This is a genomic window from Virgibacillus chiguensis (assembly GCF_900129865.1).
GTDB classification, from domain to species: domain Bacteria; phylum Bacillota; class Bacilli; order Bacillales; family Amphibacillaceae; genus Virgibacillus; species Virgibacillus chiguensis.
In genome coordinates this window covers 66,363-85,804 of the sequence record NZ_FQXD01000010.1, presented here as the reverse complement: position 1 = coordinate 85,804, position 19,442 = coordinate 66,363, and the positions used below count along the sequence as shown (strand labels likewise).

11 protein-coding genes and 1 other annotated feature are annotated in these 19,442 nt (G+C 39.0%); of the genes, 4 read left to right on the top strand and 7 right to left on the bottom strand.

The window, feature by feature from the left end:
* The first annotated feature begins 219 nt into the window (after positions 1-219).
* The 3 genes from BUB45_RS12230 to BUB45_RS12220 all read left to right on the top strand — a co-directional run bounded on the left by BUB45_RS12230 (position 220) and on the right by BUB45_RS12220 (position 5,855).
* Positions 220-975, top strand: coding sequence for a GTP cyclohydrolase II (locus tag BUB45_RS12230; RefSeq protein ID WP_073009699.1), 756 nt, complete (start codon positions 220-222; stop codon positions 973-975).
* A complete protein-coding gene (gene ribD, locus BUB45_RS12225; RefSeq protein ID WP_073009696.1) occupies positions 972-2,063 on the top strand; it encodes a bifunctional diaminohydroxyphosphoribosylaminopyrimidine deaminase/5-amino-6-(5-phosphoribosylamino)uracil reductase RibD in 1,092 nt (363 codons plus the stop codon). Before BUB45_RS12230 ends, ribD begins: the two co-directional genes overlap by 4 nt.
* Positions 2,064-2,720: 657 nt before the next feature.
* Positions 2,721-5,855, top strand: a complete 3,135-nt coding sequence (locus BUB45_RS12220; protein ID WP_073009693.1) for a hybrid sensor histidine kinase/response regulator — start codon at positions 2,721-2,723, stop codon at positions 5,853-5,855.
* Positions 5,856-5,898: 43 nt separating this feature from the next.
* Here the strand turns inward: BUB45_RS12220 and cydC are convergent, their stop codons facing one another.
* The 6 genes from cydC to sppA all read right to left on the bottom strand — a co-directional run bounded on the left by cydC (position 5,899) and on the right by sppA (position 14,256).
* Entirely contained in the window at positions 5,899-7,614 is a 1,716-nt protein-coding gene (gene cydC / locus BUB45_RS12215) for a thiol reductant ABC exporter subunit CydC (RefSeq protein ID WP_073009690.1), read from the bottom strand.
* Entirely contained in the window at positions 7,611-9,347 is a 1,737-nt protein-coding gene (gene cydD, locus BUB45_RS12210; protein WP_073009687.1) for a thiol reductant ABC exporter subunit CydD, read from the bottom strand. The genes cydC and cydD overlap by 4 nt, the downstream gene beginning before the upstream one ends.
* 373 nt (positions 9,348-9,720) lie before the next feature.
* The gene (locus tag BUB45_RS12205) at positions 9,721-10,734 is read right to left on the bottom strand and encodes a cytochrome d ubiquinol oxidase subunit II (protein WP_170861758.1); all 1,014 of its coding nucleotides are present in this window, start codon (positions 10,732-10,734) and stop codon (positions 9,721-9,723) included.
* Entirely contained in the window at positions 10,734-12,083 is a 1,350-nt protein-coding gene (locus tag BUB45_RS12200) for a cytochrome ubiquinol oxidase subunit I (RefSeq protein WP_073009681.1), read from the bottom strand. Before BUB45_RS12200 ends, BUB45_RS12205 begins: the two co-directional genes overlap by 1 nt.
* 700 nt (positions 12,084-12,783) lie before the next feature.
* Complete coding sequence (locus BUB45_RS12195) at positions 12,784-13,251, bottom strand: RDD family protein (protein WP_073009678.1); 468 nt, start codon at positions 13,249-13,251, stop codon at positions 12,784-12,786.
* 12 nt (positions 13,252-13,263) lie between these two features.
* Positions 13,264-14,256: a signal peptide peptidase SppA gene (sppA, locus tag BUB45_RS12190; protein WP_073009675.1), complete on the bottom strand. Its 993-nt coding sequence runs from the start codon at positions 14,254-14,256 to the stop codon at positions 13,264-13,266.
* 416 nt (positions 14,257-14,672) lie between these two features.
* Here sppA and pdxK point away from each other — a divergent pair, with 416 nt between their 5' ends.
* Positions 14,673-15,479: a pyridoxine/pyridoxal/pyridoxamine kinase gene (gene pdxK / locus BUB45_RS12185; RefSeq protein ID WP_073009672.1), complete on the top strand. Its 807-nt coding sequence runs from the start codon at positions 14,673-14,675 to the stop codon at positions 15,477-15,479.
* 69 nt (positions 15,480-15,548) lie between these two features.
* On the opposite strand, the gene ileS is transcribed toward pdxK, so the two are convergent.
* Complete coding sequence (gene ileS / locus BUB45_RS12180) at positions 15,549-18,629, bottom strand: isoleucine--tRNA ligase (protein WP_073009669.1); 3,081 nt, start codon at positions 18,627-18,629, stop codon at positions 15,549-15,551.
* Between the two features lie 80 nt (positions 18,630-18,709).
* Positions 18,710-18,967, bottom strand: a binding site (T-box leader).
* Positions 18,968-19,442 lie beyond the last annotated feature (475 nt).

Sequence of the window (19,442 nt, the reverse complement as noted above, 5' to 3'; positions counted from 1 at the left end):
TTACGCACGAGGAGGAGCGCTTTTCCGACGGGCAGGAGCGGTTTACGCACGAGGACGAGCGTTTTTCCGACGGGCAAGAGCGGTTTCCTCGCGGGGAGGAGCGCATTACCGACGGACAGGAGCGGATTCCGCGCGCGGGGCGAACGACTTTTAAATCCGAACCGTTGAAGTAGCTTATCTTTTTCATTATACTTAAAAGATACGAAGGGAGATTATAAAATGGAACAACAAAAGAAGCTAACTCCTCATGTTTTTTCTATTTTGAGAGATAAAATTCAGCGGATAGATAATGGTGACGAAGCAATATATTTAGTTGGGCCAATTCAACTCCCTGTGAATTTACACGGAGAGACAAGCCTATTTCATTGGTATTGTTGGCTGAACGCTGAAGTAGTTACGAATGATTATCAATCTATTATTGAGAAATTATCCTCTGCAAATTTAGCTGATTCGCAGCAATCCAGTGTTTTAGTTTATGGTGATTTCGGTAAAGCAGATAATGCGCTTGTGCGGATGCATTCGATATGCCATACTGGGGATATTTTCGGTAGCAAGCGTTGCGATTGTGGATTTCAATTAAGGGAAGCCATGTTGCGTATAAAAGAAAATGGTTCAGGTGCGCTGTTTTATTTGGCCAATCATGAAGGCAGAGGTATTGGACTGTTTAGTAAAGCAATGGCCTATATCTTGCAAGAAAATGGCTACGATACAGTCGAAGCTAATGAAAGCTTAGGCTTTGTAAATGATTCCAGAAATTACATGGACGCGCTTCGTGTGTTAAAACAGTTACGTCAAAAACCTGTAACCGTTATCACCAACAACCCTGAAAAACTGGACGCTTTTAACGAAGCAGGTGTGCCTATACACGGTAGGACTCCACTATGGGGGGATATATCAGAGTACAATCGTAACTATTTACAAACAAAAGTGACAAAGTCTGGACATTATCAACCAGAAGGAGCTTTATTACGATGACCACAGATGCATTTTATATGAACATAGCTTTGAATCATGCTCGTGCTATGAAAGGACAAACAGATCCCAACCCGTTAGTCGGTTGTGTCATTGTTCATCATAGTCGGATCGTTGGCATTGGTGCGCATTTAAAAGCAGGAGAAGCCCATGCAGAAATACACGCTTTGCGTATGGCAGGCGAACAAGCTCATGGAAGCACGTTGTATGTTACATTAGAACCTTGCTCTCACCATGGTCGGACGGGACCATGCGCTGAAGCAATCGTTCAGGCAGGTGTTAAAAAAGTCATCATAGCCACGTTAGACCCAAACCCAATGGTGTGTGGAAATGGGGCTTCTATTTTAAAAACAGCGGGTATTGATGTAGAAATTGGTGTTTGCGGAGAAGAAGCACGCAAAATGAATGAAGTTTTCAATACATTTATGGAACAAAAAAGACCATTTATTACCTTAAAAACAGGCATTACGATGGACGGGAAAGTAGCCACACATACGTCTCATAGCAAATGGATTACATCGGAGGAAGCACGAAAAGATGTTCATCAATTACGCCACGAACATGTAACTATTTTAACGGGAATAAATACCGTTTTAAAAGATGATCCTGCGCTGACAGCCCGTATTCCAAATGGACGAAACCCAATTCGTATTGTGATGGATTCAACATTAAAAATACCACTGCATTACCAACTCATTCAAGATAAGCAAGCAGAAACATGGATTTTCACAACGTCCATTCATGATATCGAAAAGCGAAACGCATTAGAAGCAGAAGGAATAAAAGTTATTGTAACAAATGATTCTCAGGTGATAGATCCTTGTAACATTGTGACCTATTTAGGAGAACAAGGCATTTCTTCTTTACTTTTAGAAGCAGGCGGCACCATCAACGCCGCTTTCTTGGAACGCAAGCTCATAGATAAATTCATTCTATACATGGCACCAAAGGTAATTGGCGGAAAAAATGCCCCTACTTTTTTGGAAGGGGATGGAGTTGAAACAATGGAAGAATCCATTGAATTCACCGACGTATCCATTGAAAAAATAGGCAAAGATATAAAATGGACAGCATATCCACTATATAAATAACAGCTCTAAAATAACTCAACAGCAAGGCATGTTTTACACTTGCTGTTTTTTATTGAACTTAGCTTAACCACTTATTCAATTCTCCATCTTTAGAAAAATGTTAAGTGGGATTCGTAGCCTTAGAAGAACGCTGTTTCTTATAAAAATCAGTAAGTAAAGGGCTTTCTTTCATCTCCCACTGATTGTTCGTACAGAAAGAAAAACTTAGCATGTCGCCAAATCTTATGGCGAAAAAACGCTACGTTTTTGTTATACTAATAAACTTTTACAGTTGCTGAACAATTGGAGAACTTAGATGTTGCTATTATCTCCCATTGAAACTTTCCCAGTTCGTTACGTAGCTTCCAGGGGTCTTGCACAGCACTTTGAATTTGGAAAAAACTCGCCTGCAAGTACCATTCATAGTATGTAGTGGCTCCCAACGTGCGATACAAGGCGATTACCTAAACGATTAAAAGCAAGTATTCTTCTTCCCTATCGCACAGAGAGGGATGTAAATTTCCTAAAGAAGGAATTATATTTACAGATGTAATGCTTCACATTGATTTTATAGCTATAATAGATTTTAGATATTAATGTAAAAGTATGGAAAGTAGCCAAACAAGAAATGTAGTGATAACCATTCCGTACACATTATAAACTAGAGGAGCATCTATCTTGAGCAACAAATTAACTCGTTTTCTAAGGAGAAAAAAATATTTTTTATCCATTACTATTCTTTTCCTCATCTTATTGTCTGGTTCACGCTTTTTATGGACGAACGTTTTCCAATCGCAAGAACAGCTATCTATTAAAAATGGGCAATTAGATTTACGAGATTGGGATGCTACCAGTGATGACATTCTTTTATTAGATGGAAAATGGAAATTTTATCCACAATCTCTAATCACAGGGGAAGAACCTTCACAGTTAACGAAAACACCAAAAACAATACAAGTTCCAGGTGAATGGAATGAAGCCTTACAATCTCCATATGGATTCGGTACCTACCGGTTGCAAGTACAAGTAGATCCTAACCAAGATATCAATTACAGTATGCGCGTTTCTAGCATACGAAGTGCTTCTAAAATCTTTGTGAATGGGCGACTCATCGATGAATCTGGACAAGTAGGCAAAGAGAAAGAAACATATCTATCTAAAAACCTCCCTTATTCAGCTACGTTTACAGCAGATGAAAACGGGAAGGTTGATATTTGGGTACAGGCAGCAAATTTTACGGACAAACGAAGTAGTGGGATTGTTCGTTCGATGAAGTTCGGTTCAGAAGACGCCATTTTAACAGACATTAAATTTTCCTATACGATGCAGATTGCTTCAGCCATTGTATTTCTAGTCCATGTAGTATATGCCCTGTTACTATATTTCCTTGGAAACAGAGAAAAAAGATTACTATTCTTCTCCATTCTAGTATTTAGCACAATGATGGGAAGTTTATTAAGTAGTGATGAAAAATTATTTCACCAATTCATTTATATGGGACAGGAATGGGATTTTCGCTTAGCAAACGCTATACTACTCCTTACTTTTTATGCTTTGATAAACTGTACCGAGCATCGAACTTTACCGTATTGGCAACGAATCTATCCTATTTACGCTATTATGTTGCTTGGTACGGCAGGGATAACATTATTTTTAAATGTGACACAAATTATATCCCTTTTTCCGGTTTATTTTTTATTTATTGGAATCGCAACAATCATTTCTGTAATAGCCATTTGGCGTCAATTTACAAGCGATCCAAAAGTAAATGTTTTGTTGCTCTTTTCATTAACCGCATTAACCCACCATTTTATCTGGACTATTATTTGGAGAGAAAGCGGCGTTACTGTACCGCATTATCCATTTGATCTGTTTATTGCCATGGGGTGTTTTGCTAGTGTATGGTTTAAAGATTATTTTAAAATGTACGCTGATACGAAAAATTTGGCGTCCAGATTGCAGCGTATGAATGACCATAAGGATCAGTTTTTAGCAAATACGTCGCATGAATTTAAAAATCCGCTCCACGGCATCTTAAATATGTCGCAAGCAATCTTAGAGAGAGAGCAATTCTCTTTACAACAAAGAAGCGTCAAAGAACTGGAAACTATTTTATCCGTTGGGCGTAGAATGGACTTCATTCTCAATGATTTGCTTGACGTAACCAGTCTTAAACAAGGGAGTTATCGATTAAAAAAAGAACCTATTTCCATTACTTCCATTATTGCAGGAGTCAATGACATGCTAAGATTCACCATAGAAGGGAAACCGATTAAAATTGTTCAACACATACCACAGGATTTCCCCAGCGTATTTGCAGATGAGAACCGAGTTATTCAAATCGTCTTTAATTTACTCCACAATGCGGTGAAATACACAAATGAAGGACAAATTACGATCCATGCATATGTCGAAGGTGAAAAAGCCATCATTTCCATTACAGACACGGGTATTGGTATGGACAAGGAAATGTTAACACGACTATTTCAACCTTATGAACAAGCGAACGCCAAAGAAACTAGGATTGAAGGCGGATTTGGACTTGGATTAAGCATAACGAAACAATTGGTTGAGCTTCACGGTGGGACATTAGAAGTGGATTCCACTTTAGGTAAAGGATCTACATTTACTTTTTCCTTAGAGCTAGCAAATGCTCAAGAAGTAGATTCATTTCACCAAGAAACACAAACGTTCTTGGACCAAACGACCTATTTTCACACGGAGTCTTCTGCCCTTCAAACGGAAACTGCTTCAACAACGGAAGCTAAAAGAAAAAATAACCCAACAGCTAGACAAGCAAACATTTTAATAGTGGATGATGATCCAGTTAATTTAGAAGTAATGAAAACAATTCTCCACCTAGAAAATTATAGGATTACTACTGTAATGAACGGACAGCAAGCTCTTGCCATTTTGAATGAGAAAGAATGGGATCTCATTATTTCCGATGTGATGATGCCACAAATGTCTGGTTATGAGCTTACAGAAAGGATTCGCAAACAATATTCTTTAACCGAACTGCCTATTCTTTTATTAACAGCACGCAGAAAGACAGATGATATACGTAGTGGTTTTCTAGCTGGAGCAAATGACTATGTAACAAAACCGGTGGAAGCGATGGAAATCAGATCCCGAATTGAAACATTAACGAGCATAAAACAAGCGGCTCAGGAACAACTACGATTAGAAACGGCTTGGCTACAAGCACAGATTCAACCGCATTTTTTATTTAATACATTGAATGCCATAGCTAGTTTAAGCATCATTGACGTTGAAAAAATGCAAGATTTACTAAATGAATTTAGCCATTTTCTTAGAAATAAGTTCAAATTTAAAAATATGAATGAATTAATTCCGCTTGAAGAAGAATTGAAAATGGTCCGCTCATATTTGTACATTGAACAAGTAAGGTTTTCAGACAGGCTACAAGTGGATTGGGATATAGATACACATGAAGAGATTAAAGTTCCTTTTCTGACTATCCAACCTCTCATAGAGAACGCCATCCGTCACGGCATTATGAATCGCGTTCAAGGTGGAACTATTTGGATAAGAGTTAAAAACTATGCAACGTATGTAGAAATATCCATAGAGGACAATGGAGTCGGCATAGATGAAGCAAAGTTAGCCCATATTTTATCTAAACAATCGGCTAGTAAATCAGGAGTTGGGCTTGTCAACACAGACTTACGCTTAAAGCGGTTCTTTGGAGAAGGCCTATCCATCGCTAGTATACTTGGAGAAAGTACGATTGTATCTTTTCAAATAAAGAAGGAACAGACAGAAAACCAAACTAGAAGCGACAATAAATAAAAACCATGAAAGAGCCGCCACTTCTTCATGGTTTTTATGTGAGTTACAACAAATTATTCTCCAATTCCTTCATTTCATAGAAATACCCTTGTTTTTCCATCAATTCTGTAAATGTACCAACTTCTACGACTTTCCCTTCATCCATGACAATGATTTGATCCATTGTTTCCAATCCTGCTAAACGGTGGCTAATGAGCACAACGGTGTCATCTGCCGCTTGCCTGAATAAGTGATCATAGATGGCTTGCTCTGTAACCGCATCTAAAGAGGATGTCGGCTCATCCAATACCCAAAATGAGCCGCCTTTTAACATTGCTCGGGCGATAGCAAGTCGTTGTTTTTCACCGCCGGACAAGTTTTCTCCTCGTTCATACACTTTATCCTCTAAATGAAAATGCTCCAATTGCACCATAGCTAAAATGGATTGTAATTCTTCATCGGTAGCTGTATCATTAGCCAGCAATAAGTTATCGCGAATGGTACCATAAAAGAAATGATTCTCTTGTAAAACAACATTCGCTAATTGCCAAATACTTTCCTCATCCACATGCGCTAATTCTATTCCATTTATCATGACCCTTCCTTGCTCCGGTGCAACCAAATAAAGCATTAACTGCATAAGCGTTGACTTCCCTGAACCACTTGCCCCTACAAGTGCTGTTTTTGAACCGCTAGGAAGGTGAACATCTACCTGTTCAACAGCTCGCCGCTCTTCTCCAGTAAATGTGAAGCTAACATTTTCCAATGTGATTTCTGGTGGCTCATTGATTGTTAACGTTTGGGCAACGTGCTCCTGTTCCTGTCCGTCTTTTTGCTCCATAATGGAAAATAACCGTTTGGCAGAACGACGACTATCGTTAAAATGAATCGGGAACACAGCCATTGCTGGCGCATCTTCAAACACAGTTAATGTAATCATAATCAGCATAGCAAGAAAAATCCCGTCCAATTCACCTGTATCAATGAGATAGGCACCTACTGCTAATACGGCTACTGTTACAAGTAAGGAGACAAATTGATTTAACGACTGATTAAATAACGTCGTCTTTTCTTCTTGTTCTTGCTCCGTAATGTAAGTATCAGAAGCTTGAAGTAACTGCTTTTCTTTATTGTCTAACTGCTGATAAATCTTCAAATCGCGAAATCCGTATAGTAATTCCGTGACCTCTGTAGAAAGAGCCGCTCTTTTCAAGCGTACCTTACTATCAATAGTCCGTTGACGTGCCGCAAAAATAGCTGGTATCACGATCGCAGTGAGTAAAAATCCGCCAAACAAAATTACTGCTGTTTCGATAGAATAAAACATTGTAAAAAAGATGGTACTCATAAATACGAGCGCCAATACAATCGGCGGATACACAACACGTAAAAAGAGATTTTGCAAACTCTCCACGTCACCGACAATACGAGATAGCAAATCCCCGCTACGATATTTCTGGAAGATTCCTGGCGCTAATGGCTCTAATTTTTCATAAAAAGCCATCCGCAATTGGCTAAGCATCGTAAACGTACCTCGATGAGATACATATCTCTCACCATAACGACTAAACGCGCGAATAAAGCTTAATAATTTCACAGACGCAATGACAAGCATTAATGTGTAAAAAGGCGGGGCAAATGCTGCTTTTGATATTAAATAACCACTAGCAGAAAATAACAGCACGGCAGCCAAACCAGCAATAAATCCCAATATGATAGAAAGGACGATATCTTTTTTTTCTTTCATCATCATTCGCATGATAGAGGTTAATTCTTTCATCGCTGCAGCCCTCCTCGCTGTATGGTTACCATCTTCCGGTAGCCCTCTGCATGTTCCAGCAGTTGTGCATGCGTTCCTTCCGCAATTAACCGTCCTTGATCAAGGTATAGAATATGATCCGCATCTTTAATCGTGTGCAGGCGGTGTGCAACGGTAATGATAGTTGCTGTTTCCGACAATTTTTGAATGGAAGCCTGAAGAATACGCTCCGTCTTTAAATCAAGCCCAGTCGTCGGCTCATCAAATAAAACAATTGCCGGTTGTTTTAAAAAAGCTCTGGCTAAAGCTAAACGTTGCTTCTCACCACCAGATAGCCCTCTCCCACCTTCACCAACATGGGTATCATATCCATTTTCTAAAGCCATAATCATGTCAGCTAGCCCCGCTTCTTCTGCCGCACGTGTGATGGCTTCCCGTGTTGCTGTTTCCCGACTGCCTATGGCAATATTTTCAGCAATCGTTCCAGCAAATATATACGGATGTTGCGAAATATAACTCAGTTGAGCGAACCAATCGGCTTCCTTGTATGCAGATAATGGATTACCTCCTAGTAATATCTTTCCTGCATCTGGCACGACAATTCCCGCAAGCAAATGCAAAAGCGTTGATTTACCAGACCCTGTTTTTCCTACAATGGCGTTTTTAGATTTGGGAGCAAAAGTCGTACTCATAGGATGTAACGTAAACGCATCCTCTCCATACTGAAATGTAACTTGTTGCAGTTCCAAACTTGCAGGGCCCTCTGGTTTAGAAAATGGCTTTTCTCCCCAAATAACAGCAGAATCCTCCTCTAGCGCCAATTCTTCTGCTACTTTTTTAGCAGCTCCCATGCTACTTTTTCCATTATGAAATGCCGTTCCCAACTGACGAAGCGATGTAAAATATTCCGGTGCCAAAACGAGTACAAGAAATGCAGTGAAAAAAGCAATTCCGTCAAAAACGATAAGCTGTAAAGCCACTTCTAAAGCAACCAAGCCGATTGCTAGCATGGAAATGAGCTCAAGCATAAACGAAGAAGTAAAGGCTACTTTTAAAATTTCCATGGTTGCATCTCGAAATCGTAAACTGCTCGTTTGAATGACCTTTTTTTGTTGTTTCGCTTTGCCAAACAATTTCAACGTAACAAGCCCTTGCAACGTATCCAAAAATCGACCAGAAAAAGCAGCTAGCTCCTCCATTTGCTCTTCCGATTTCTTTTTTGTTTGCATACCAATGATCACCATAAACAACGGAATAAACGGGGAGGTAATCAACATGATGAGGCCAGAATTCACATGTTCTGTAAACACAACAATTAAAATGATGAGGGGAATAACAGATGAGCGAATAACTTGTGGAATATAACTGCTAAAATAACTATCCACTTCATCAATAGCGTCCATCATAAGACTAACCTTTTGCCCCGATTGTCCTTTTAAAGAAGCTTGGACTGGGTTATTAGCAAAATGGGAAAGCAACTGCTTACGAAAATGGCTTTTCGCTGATGTACCAAGGCGTATCCCAATCTTTCCGCTTATGAAAGGAATGAAGCTTCTAGCTAGTAAAATAAAGAATAGAACTGCTAATAATGGAATAGTTTCTTGAAAGCTCCAATCTTTCAAAAAAGCACCATCAATGATAGTGACAAGTAAATACGCCTGTACAACGATGGCACCGCCCATTAAAAGGGAAAGCAGCAGCAAATAGATCGCACTTTGTTTATTTTCGTATAAATAATTTTTTATCTGATTCATGTAGACGCTCCTTCATCTGTAGAGCTATGATTCATCTTCATTATACATGAAGGCAAACGCATTGTATAAGCAATAATTTATAGCGTACCGAAATCGTAAAACTTGGCTTATCGTCAAGTCTTCATGGCTCATTCTTTTGTTTTTCTTATACTATAAACTCTCTTATAGCGGAACAAATGACAATTTAGGTGCTGTTCATCTCCCAAATCCATACAGCCACCAAAACTCAGGAATGGAAATCTTACAGCACCTAATTTTTTAACTTTCCTTTTAGAAAACGTGGATTATGTCCAAATTCTTATGACATAAAAACGCCATCGTTCCTAATAGTACTAAGAAAGAGGGGATCAACGGGAGATAAGCTCGAAGTCCCCTATTTTTTCCCTTTTACATAATCAGCATCAAATAAGAACAAGCGCATGAGCAATATTAGTGAAGGAATGAGAAGGAATAGCCCTGCAATAAATACGATAATTAAGGCAATTCCTGTCGACTCATGTGTCGCATTTTCGTAAACCGTAATATAAGGATCTAATATATATGGGAGGTGACTCACACCATACCCAAAGAAAGCAAAGAAAAATTGCAACATCACACTAATAAACGCTAGTCCATACCGTTTTCCTTCATAGATTAACCACATGGCAATCATAAAGAAGCCAACGGATAATCCAAACATCCACCAGTAATCGAACATATTTTGATAATGACGTTCATTATGCTGGCCTAAGGCAATAAATGTTGTCAAGGCAGCGATAATCGTTGGTGTCGCCCAAAATAGTGCATATTTACGAACAAGCTTTAATGCCGCAACATCATTGGCTCTCGCCGCATAGAAAGTCAAAAATGCGGCACTAATAAACAATACCGAAACGATCGCTAAGAAAACGACGCTCCAAGAATATGGGCTTGTAAATAGAGCGAAATAATCTAAAGCTACTTTCCCATTTTCTTCAGTAATAAAGCCACCTTCAGAAAGTGTTAACGCAACGGATAAAGACGCAGGAATTAATAAACCTGTAGCTCCGTATAGAAACATATACAGATTACTTTGTTTCGAACCATAATTTTCAAATGCATAAAACGAACCACGAATCGCCAACAAAATAATCGCAATACTACCAGGCACAAGCAGAGCTGTACCGTAATAATAAGCTGAATCTGGGAAGAAGCCAACAATACCAACGAAAAAGAAAACAAAAAACACGTTGGTCACTTCCCATACTGGGGACAAATATCTCGATATCAGTTGGTTCATAATATGATCTTTTTTTGTCACTTTCGCATAATACGCATAAAACCCTGCACCAAAGTCAACCGAAGCAACAATTAAATACCCATATAAAAAGAGCCATAATACAGAAATCCCAATTATTTCATAGTTCATTATTTATCACCCTTTTCAATGGTCGGATATTTTTTCTCCAATTCGTCTTCAACTGGATTATTTTTAAAGACTTTACGCAGCACAACAGCTCCGATCACTCCTAAAGCAATATAAAGGAGTAAAAACAACACAAACATCCAACCGACATATGGTGACGTCGTCGCTGCTTCTTCCACCGTCATATATCCTCGTAGTATCCACGGCTGTCTACCTTCTTCAGCGTAAATCCAGCCAAATTCAATAGCAAGCATCGCTAAAGGTCCACTTAAAACGAGCATCCAAAGCATGAATTTGTTATTTTCATTCCATCGTTTTAACTTCGATAGGAGTAGATAAAGAAATGATATCCCTAGTAAGAAAACGCCAATCGTAACCATCAAGTCAAACATATAGTGAATCCATAACGGTGGTCTCTCCGCTTCAGGAAATTCTTCTAAACCAGTAACCTCCGCGTTAAAATCACTATAGGCTAAAAAGCTCAGTAATCCTGGCAAACGAATGACACCTTCTGGCTCATTCTCCTCATTTAACCAACCAAATAAGATGAGGTCAGCATTTCCCTCTGTTTCAAAATGCCATTCCCCTGCTGCTAGTTTTTCTGGTTGATATTCAGCAAGAAACTTAGCAGAAACGTCTCCAGCAATGGCTGTAAAAATCGCAAAAATAAACGTTAACGTTACGGTCAGCTTCAATGCTTTTTTATGGTATTCTTTTGTTTTTTTCCGCAACAAACCAAACGCCGCAATCGCTGCTAAGATAGCTGCTACCGTTAAATAAGCAGAAGCCAACACGTGAAACACTTTTGTCGGTGTTGCTGGGTTGAACATCGCTTCAAGCGGATTGATCGCCGCAAACCCATCTCCACCAATTTCAAACCCTTCTGGTGTATTCATAAACGCATTGACGGTAGTAATAAAGAAAGCAGACATTGCCCCACCAATAACTATCGGTAATGATAACCACCAATGTGTCATCGGTTTTTTGAAACGATCCCACGTATACATGTATATACCTAAGAAAATAGCTTCAAAGAAGAAAGCAAATACTTCCATAAATAACGGTAAAGCTATGACGTTTCCACCAACTTGCATAAACTCCGGCCAAAGCAAAGATAGCTGTAAACCAATCGCCGTACCTGTTACAACCCCAATCGCTACTGGGATAACAAATCCTCGGGCCCATCGCCTTGCCAACATCGTATAATGTGGGTCTTTTTTCTTTATCCCAATAAATTCAGCAATGGAAATCATCAATGGGACTCCGACACCTAATGTTGCAAAAATAATATGAAAAACTAAAGTGATTGTCGTTAACAATCGACTCATTAACACCGGATCCAAATCCATCATAATCGGTAATCCCTCCTAATTTAACGGCGTAAACCGTCTTGTTCAGTAATGATCAATTTGTGATTTATTTCGTTGTCTTTTTAACTTTACATTCTTTTAATGAAAAGTTAATAATTAGTGATTTACTCACATAATAATTAGTATAAACTATTTTCGTATAAAAAAGAGGAAAAAGCTATGACAAAAGTATGACAAACTACAGACAAATATTTGTCTGTTTTTCTCTTTGCCATGATAAAACAAAGATTGTTATCACCCTCATTGTCTATCTGTTTTACATAGTAGATGATCGTGATTAAATTTCACAGTTATCTATACAAAGTTATCATTATTACATTCCCTATTATTGATAATTTACACGTAAAAATGAGAATTTTTTTAGCTGAATTCAATAGATTTCATTCCATTTGTTCAATTATGAACATAATATGAACCTTCCATGAGCGAGAAATTTGTTTTACCCTTCACGCTTTACTTAATAGCCTAAGGATATGACTTATAGGCCTCTATTGGGTACTGCTCTCCATCTCCACTGAGACAGCTTACATCTCCTGATTTGAAATGAATTTTCACAACACCTTCTATACTCCCATTAAAAAACCACAGTGAAGAAGTCTGTGGCACCACTTATATATATTGAATAGAAAAACATACAGGCAGTAAACGTAACTTATTTTACTCCCTGTATATTTTTTCTACATCAGTCAACAAATACCACTCTCGTATTACCTATCATATCATGAATACCTTGCTTTTCATGCGAGAAAGCCACGACAATATACAAGAGCACAAAAATTTGAAACACACGATAAAAAAATCGACCAATGACTTCGCGGAAAAATAAATCACTCCACTTTAACGGCTCGCCATTTTCACGTACAACTTTAATACCTAAAATCATTTTCCCAATCGTTTGGCTGAACTTTTTTGTCATCAGCAGAAAATACAAGTAAAAAACAACAGCTGATAGAATCCCCGTTAATGTCCAATAACCGATATCAACGACTTCTCCATCATTGATAAATTTAAGCGGGGTTAAAAGAATGCCATTGATACTAAATAGAACAACTAAATCAATGAGATACGCCCAAAATCGCATCCAAAAGCCAGCATATTTTCTCGTTTCTGGTACGATTTCTGACGCTGTTTCAGCAGTAAGCTCACTCATTTTATCCCCCCTTTAATTGGTGTATAAGTACATAGCACGCGGTGCGTTTGATTGACGGATCATATCCATGATACCGAGAAATTCTGCTTCATCTGTAAACATCGATTGTACCGACATTCCAAGCCATTCATTAAAACCAGCAGCATAATTGTATTTTACAACCTGCACATCATTAAAATCATTGTCCTCTGCCATATAAGCAATCGTATCGTCTAACGAGCCTAGTTCATCTACTAGCCCATTTTCTTTCGCTTGGCTTCCCGTATATACACGACCGTCTCCTAATTCTCTTACCTTGGATTCAGACATATCTCTTCCATCAACAATGACATTTACGAAATCTGCGTACATATCATCAACCATTGTCTGCAAAATCTCTCGTTCTTCATCTGTCATTTCTCTTGAGAAGGACAAAATATCTTTATATTCGCCACTTTTAATTGTATTAAAATCAATTCCCCATTTTTCCGCTAAGCCCGAGAGGTCATAACCTTCCATAATGACACCAATGGACCCTGTTACCGTTGCTGGGTGCGCAACTACTTTATTAGCTGGTGCGGAGATATAATACCCTCCAGAAGCGGCTGTATTCCCCATCGAAACATAAATAGGCTTTTCATATTGCTCCTGAATTTCAATGATCTTGTCATGGATTTCCGCACTTTCCACAACACCACCGCCAGGAGTATTCACGCGCAAGATAATACCATCGACAGTCGAATCCTCTCCCGCTTGCTCTAACATGTCCAAAAAGCGTTTATGGTTGTACGAAGTAGTATTCAACACTGGGCTTGGCGCTGTGTCTTGAATAATTCCATTAAGTTCAAGAACAGCTATTTTCTCTCCTATACCTTCTTCGATAATTTCTTCTTCAAATTGATTATCATCTAATTTAAACATGTCTTCAAAATTAGTAGTTGCTATGCTCCCCATAAATCGAAACCCCAGCGAAGCAAGCAATAAAACCGCAGCTATTAAAATAGCCCACCAACGTTTTGCATTCACACAATCCCCTCCATATTATCCCAAATTTCTTGAGCAATTCCATCATACACTATTGTTTTCACATGAAGCAATAAAACGACAAACGAGTATGTATGAAGTTTTCCTCCACATAGTTATAGCCCCATATTTCCAGCACTCTTTTCTTTTTATGTACATTGTTACTGGTTTTTAACACGACAATTGTTTCGTACTATGGGAGAAGCTATTCCTTTTAGTATAAGCAGTAAGAAAGCATCCTATGCGAATAATCCTTCAACAAGTTTTTATTAAACAGTTTTCTTACATGCGCTTCAAGCATAATCAAATGAGTGGACGCATTCCCATTAGTATCAATTACTTTCCATCTCCCAACTTCTGTTATATCCTATATAGATAGAAGAAAATATCGAATAATTTACACGTTTGGAGCGATAGCTATGACGATGAAAAAAACTTTAACACTTGCAGGTTCTGATTCCAGCGGCGGGGCTGGCATTCAAGCTGATTTAAAAACATTCCAAGAACATGATGTGTATGGCATGACAGCCCTTACTTCCATCGTAACAATGGACCCAAACGGATGGAGCCATAACGTGTCCCCCATTGATGTATCCATTGTGGAGAAACAATTAGATACCATTCTATCCGTTGGTGTCGATGCAATGAAAACCGGAATGTTAGGCTCCGTTGATATTATAGAATTAGGTGCGAAAAAAATTGCCGACTACGACATACCAAACTACGTCCTTGACCCTGTTATGGTTTGTAAAGGAGACGACGAAGTTTTGCAACCAGAAAACACGGATGCGATGCGTGAATGCTTACTTCCTCATGCTATCATAACAACACCTAACCTATTTGAAGCTGGTCAACTTGCTCAAACAGGTACTATTAAAACGCTAAATGATATGAAAGAAGCGGCTGTAAAAATTCATGAATTAGGTGCAAAAAATGTCGTTATTAAAGGTGGCAAAGCTTTTTATCACGAGAAGGCAATTGACCTTTTCTATGATGGGCATGAATTTACGGTATTAGAAGAAGATAAAATCAACACAAGCTACAACCACGGTGCTGGATGTACGTTTGCTGCTGCTATTACCGCTAACCTAGCACATGGACGTACTGTAAAAGATGCTGTAAAGGGAGCAAAAGATTTTGTAACAGCGGCGATTAAGCATGGCTGGAAACTCAATGAATATGTCGGTCCCGTAAGACATGGTGCTTATAATAAGTTTACGAGATAGATGAAAAAATTTTTTAACACTATGGCACAAAAAATCCAGGGCAGATTTTCCCTGGATTTTTTGCCAAGATTAATGTATTCCTATTCGAACGGTCTCATTCTCTAGTTGAATGCTTTTCATCTCAGCACGCTCTCCAAAATGAATGTCCTTTAGGAGCAGGTTCGTTTCTAACAAAGATTGAAACGATTTAATGACGGTTTTCATTTCTTCACTAGCAGCAAACGTAATATTTACCCGTTGGTCAACCGGTAAATTCAACTCTTTCCGATAGAGTTGCACTGCTCGTATAAGCTCGCGAGCTAAACCTTCCTGCTGTAATTGCTTCGTTAATTGCGTGTCTAAAAGAACGGTAAACGTTGGGTTTACAGCCATTTCCAGTCCTTTTTTTGTCACCTGCTTTACTAACAAATCTTCCTCCTCAAGTTGTAACGTCTCTCCAGACGGTAACGTTAATGTTCGATCTCCTTTTACTATCTGAGTGATTGCGTCTTCTGGTAATTGTTGCAATCTTTTCTGCACAATCCCTACCTGCTTTCCTAATTTCGGACCGGCGACAGGGAAATTCACTTTAACCTCATAACGCACGTTTTCGCCCATTTCTGTTGCGACATCCACTCGCTTCACATTAATTTCGTCTTTCATAATTTCCGCATATTTATAGACATAGCTTGCGTGTGACGCATCGCTAACCACTGTTAAAGAGGCCAATGGTTGCTTTGTCTTTATTTTAGATACGTTACGAGCCTGCCGTGCAAGTTCTACAACTTGGACCACGCCACTCATTTCCTCTTCTAATTGAACATTAATCGCCGCATTGTCATCGTTAGGAAAATCAACGAGATGCACACTCTCACCTGTTAACTTTACATGAATATCCTCGGTAACAAACGGAATAAACGGAGCAAGCAACTTACTCGTTGTTATCAATACTTCTCTTAACGTATGATAAGCAGCCAATTTTGTACTCCCCATTCCCTCACCCCAAAAACGGTCACGAGAACGACGAATATACCAATTACTCACTTGATCTACAAATTCCGCTAAAACCTTCGCGGCAGATGTAAATTCATAAGCATCCAAATAGTGATTCACCTGATTAACAACGGTCTGCTGACGAGATAAAACCCATTTATCCAACAATGTTTGCTCCCCTTTATCATGCTGATGAGGATCAAATTGATCAATAGCCGTATACATTGCATAAAAAGCGTACACATTTTGTAACGTATCGACCACTTTTGATTTGGCTTGAGCAACTAAATTTGCTGAAAAACGTTTATTGTTCCACGGTGCGCTATCTGCTAATAAAGCCCAACGAAGCGCATCCGCTCCATACGTTTCCACCAGTTGCATCGGATCAATCACATTGCCTTTACTTTTCGACATTTTTTTACCATCTTCATCTAAGATATGCCCTAAAGATAGCACTCGTTTATAAGAAGGTTTGCCGACGAATAAGGAAGCAACCGTTAATAAGCTGTAAAACCACCCTCTCGTTTGATCCACACCTTCAGCAATAATATCTGCTGGGAACTGTTTTTCAAATAACTGTTTGTTTGCAAATGGATAATGATATTGCGCAAACGGCATTGAGCCACTATCAAACCAGACATCAATTACTTCTTTTGTACGGTACATATCACTATGGCAGTGCGGGCAACAGAGCACGATCTTGTCTACGTATGGTTTATGCAACTCCAACGAATCAGGAACCGGATCTTTCGCATATGCTTGTAGCTCTTGAATACTATTCGGAACTACTTGATGCTCACAGTCTTGACATATCCACACATTTAATGGTGTTCCCCAGTAACGGTTTCTTCCTAAATTCCAATCCACCATATTTTCCAAGAAATTTCCAAATCGACCGTGCTTCATATGCTCTGGATGCCATTCGATCTGTTCGTTATTTTGTAAAATCGTATCTTTTATAGCTGTCGTTCGGATAAACCAACCTTCCATAGCGTAATAAAGAAGCGGCGAATCACAACGCCAGCAGTGTGGGTAGCTATGCTCATATTTTTCCTTTGCAAACAACAAGTCTTTTTCCGCCAACATTTTAATAATTGCTACGTCGCTCTGCTTCGCTAATTGCCCTTTTAAAGGAAGCATATCTTCCTTATATCTACCCGTCTCATCAACGACATGAATAAAATCAAGACTATTTTCTTCTACCGCATGATAGTCATCTTCTCCATACGCAGGAGCGATATGAACAATACCTGTACCGCTATCGTTTGTAACAAACTGCGCACCAATGACTTGGTACCCACGCTTTACTTTAGACATTGGAAAAGGAGGTTGATAAGAAAGTCCAACAAACTCTTTTCCTTTATGCCAGCTTAACACGTCAGCTTCTTTACATATTGCTTGTAAACGATCAGCTGCTACAATAAACACTTGCTGATTTTGCTGAACTTTAACATAGTCCATGTCAGGGTGTACAGCAAGAGCAATATTTCCTGGCAACGTCCATGGTGTTGTTGTCCACCCTAAAAAGAATGTATTCGCTACATCTTTTAGTGGAAATTTCACTGTTACGGATAAATCTTTAACATTTTTATATCCTTGTGCGACTTCATGAGAACTTAGCGAGGTTTGACAACTTGGGCAATAAGGCGTTACACGATGCCCTTTATCCAATAATCCTTTTTTATGAATGGTAGCTAAAATATACCAAACACTTTCAATATAATTATTTTCGAGCGTCACATACGGATCACCCATATCTACCCAGTACCCAATTGCCTCTGTAAATTTCCGCCATTGTTTTTCATAATCAAAGACACTATCTTTACAGGCTTCAATAAATTTTTCTACGCCATATGCTTCAATTTCTTGTTTACCGGAAATACCTAGTTTTTTCTCCACACCTAATTCAACGGGTAAGCCATGTGTGTCCCAACCCGCTTTTCTTAACACTTGAAAACCTTGCATTGTTTTATATCGCGCAACAAAATCTTTGATTACGCGACCAAGCACATGCCCAGCATGTGGTAAACCATTCGCTGTAGGTGGCCCCTCGTAAAATACAAACGTTTCTTTCCCTTCCCGTTGTGTGATGGATTTTGTAAATATATCCTGCTGCTGCCACCACTTCTTAACCCGATTTTCCCTTTCAACTACCGTCTCTTCTACATGATGATCCAACTCAATTCACTCCTAACTTTTTTATCACTTTTGATTTGTCAAATTAAGCGAGACAACAAAAAAGCCCGCCCCTAATTATCATTAGGGACGAGCTTAAACCCGCGTTACCACCCTGGTTCCAGAGTTATCGATGTAAACCATGTTCTCCGGCACTCATCAACGTACATTTCATACGCGCCTCTATGATAACGGTGAGGATTCCGGAAAAGCTTACTTACAGGATCAGCTTTTCTTCTCGGAGAGGATCTTCAACATAAGTGGAACATTGGCTTACAGCAAGAATGCCAACTCTCTGGAGAACCATCATTACGCTTACTCATTCTCGTCAATGAATGTAGTCGTTTGTTTCATCATTACTATAAACCTATACGAAAGCCTCATTGCTGTCAAGTTGGATAAAGAATTACAGTAAAATTTCTATGCCTGAAGCGAGTTTTGCTTATATGGTATTCCCTATAAATTGTTGGAGGAAGTGAATTTATTTTTAAATTTTCAATTAAAATGGTTGATTTTCTCCAAGAAATATTATATGTTTCATATATGCAACTTTATTAGTTCTAGGTAAATTTTATTCCTTTGGTTATTTTTTTTACCTAAAGGAATAAAGATGGTAGTACAGGTAATTCAACATGCTCTCCCGGGGTGGTAGCCGGGAGAGCGCCCCTTCTTAACGTACACTTTTTTATACTATAGATGAGCGAATTAACGACGAACGGGAGCGATTTACACGAGTAGGAGCGAGGTTACAACGAACGGGAGCGAGTTCTGCGCGGGGATGAGCGAAGTTACGACGAACAGGAGCGATTTACACGC

What these genes read in the sequence shown, in the direction of transcription:
- BUB45_RS12230 (WP_073009699.1), top strand. Translation starts at nt 220, where the DNA reads ATGGAACAACAAAAGAAGCTAACTCCTCATGTTTTTTCTATTTTGAGA.
- ribD (WP_073009696.1), top strand. Translation starts at nt 972, where the DNA reads ATGACCACAGATGCATTTTATATGAACATAGCTTTGAATCATGCTCGT.
- cydC (WP_073009690.1), bottom strand. Translation starts at nt 7,614, where the DNA reads ATGAAAGAATTAACCTCTATCATGCGAATGATGATGAAAGAAAAAAAA.
- cydD (WP_073009687.1), bottom strand. Translation starts at nt 9,347, where the DNA reads ATGAATCAGATAAAAAATTATTTATACGAAAATAAACAAAGTGCGATC.
- BUB45_RS12205 (WP_170861758.1), bottom strand. Translation starts at nt 10,734, where the DNA reads ATGAACTATGAAATAATTGGGATTTCTGTATTATGGCTCTTTTTATAT.
- BUB45_RS12200 (WP_073009681.1), bottom strand. Translation starts at nt 12,083, where the DNA reads ATGATGGATTTGGATCCGGTGTTAATGAGTCGATTGTTAACGACAATC.
- BUB45_RS12195 (WP_073009678.1), bottom strand. Translation starts at nt 13,251, where the DNA reads ATGAGTGAGCTTACTGCTGAAACAGCGTCAGAAATCGTACCAGAAACG.
- pdxK (WP_073009672.1), top strand. Translation starts at nt 14,673, where the DNA reads ATGACGATGAAAAAAACTTTAACACTTGCAGGTTCTGATTCCAGCGGC.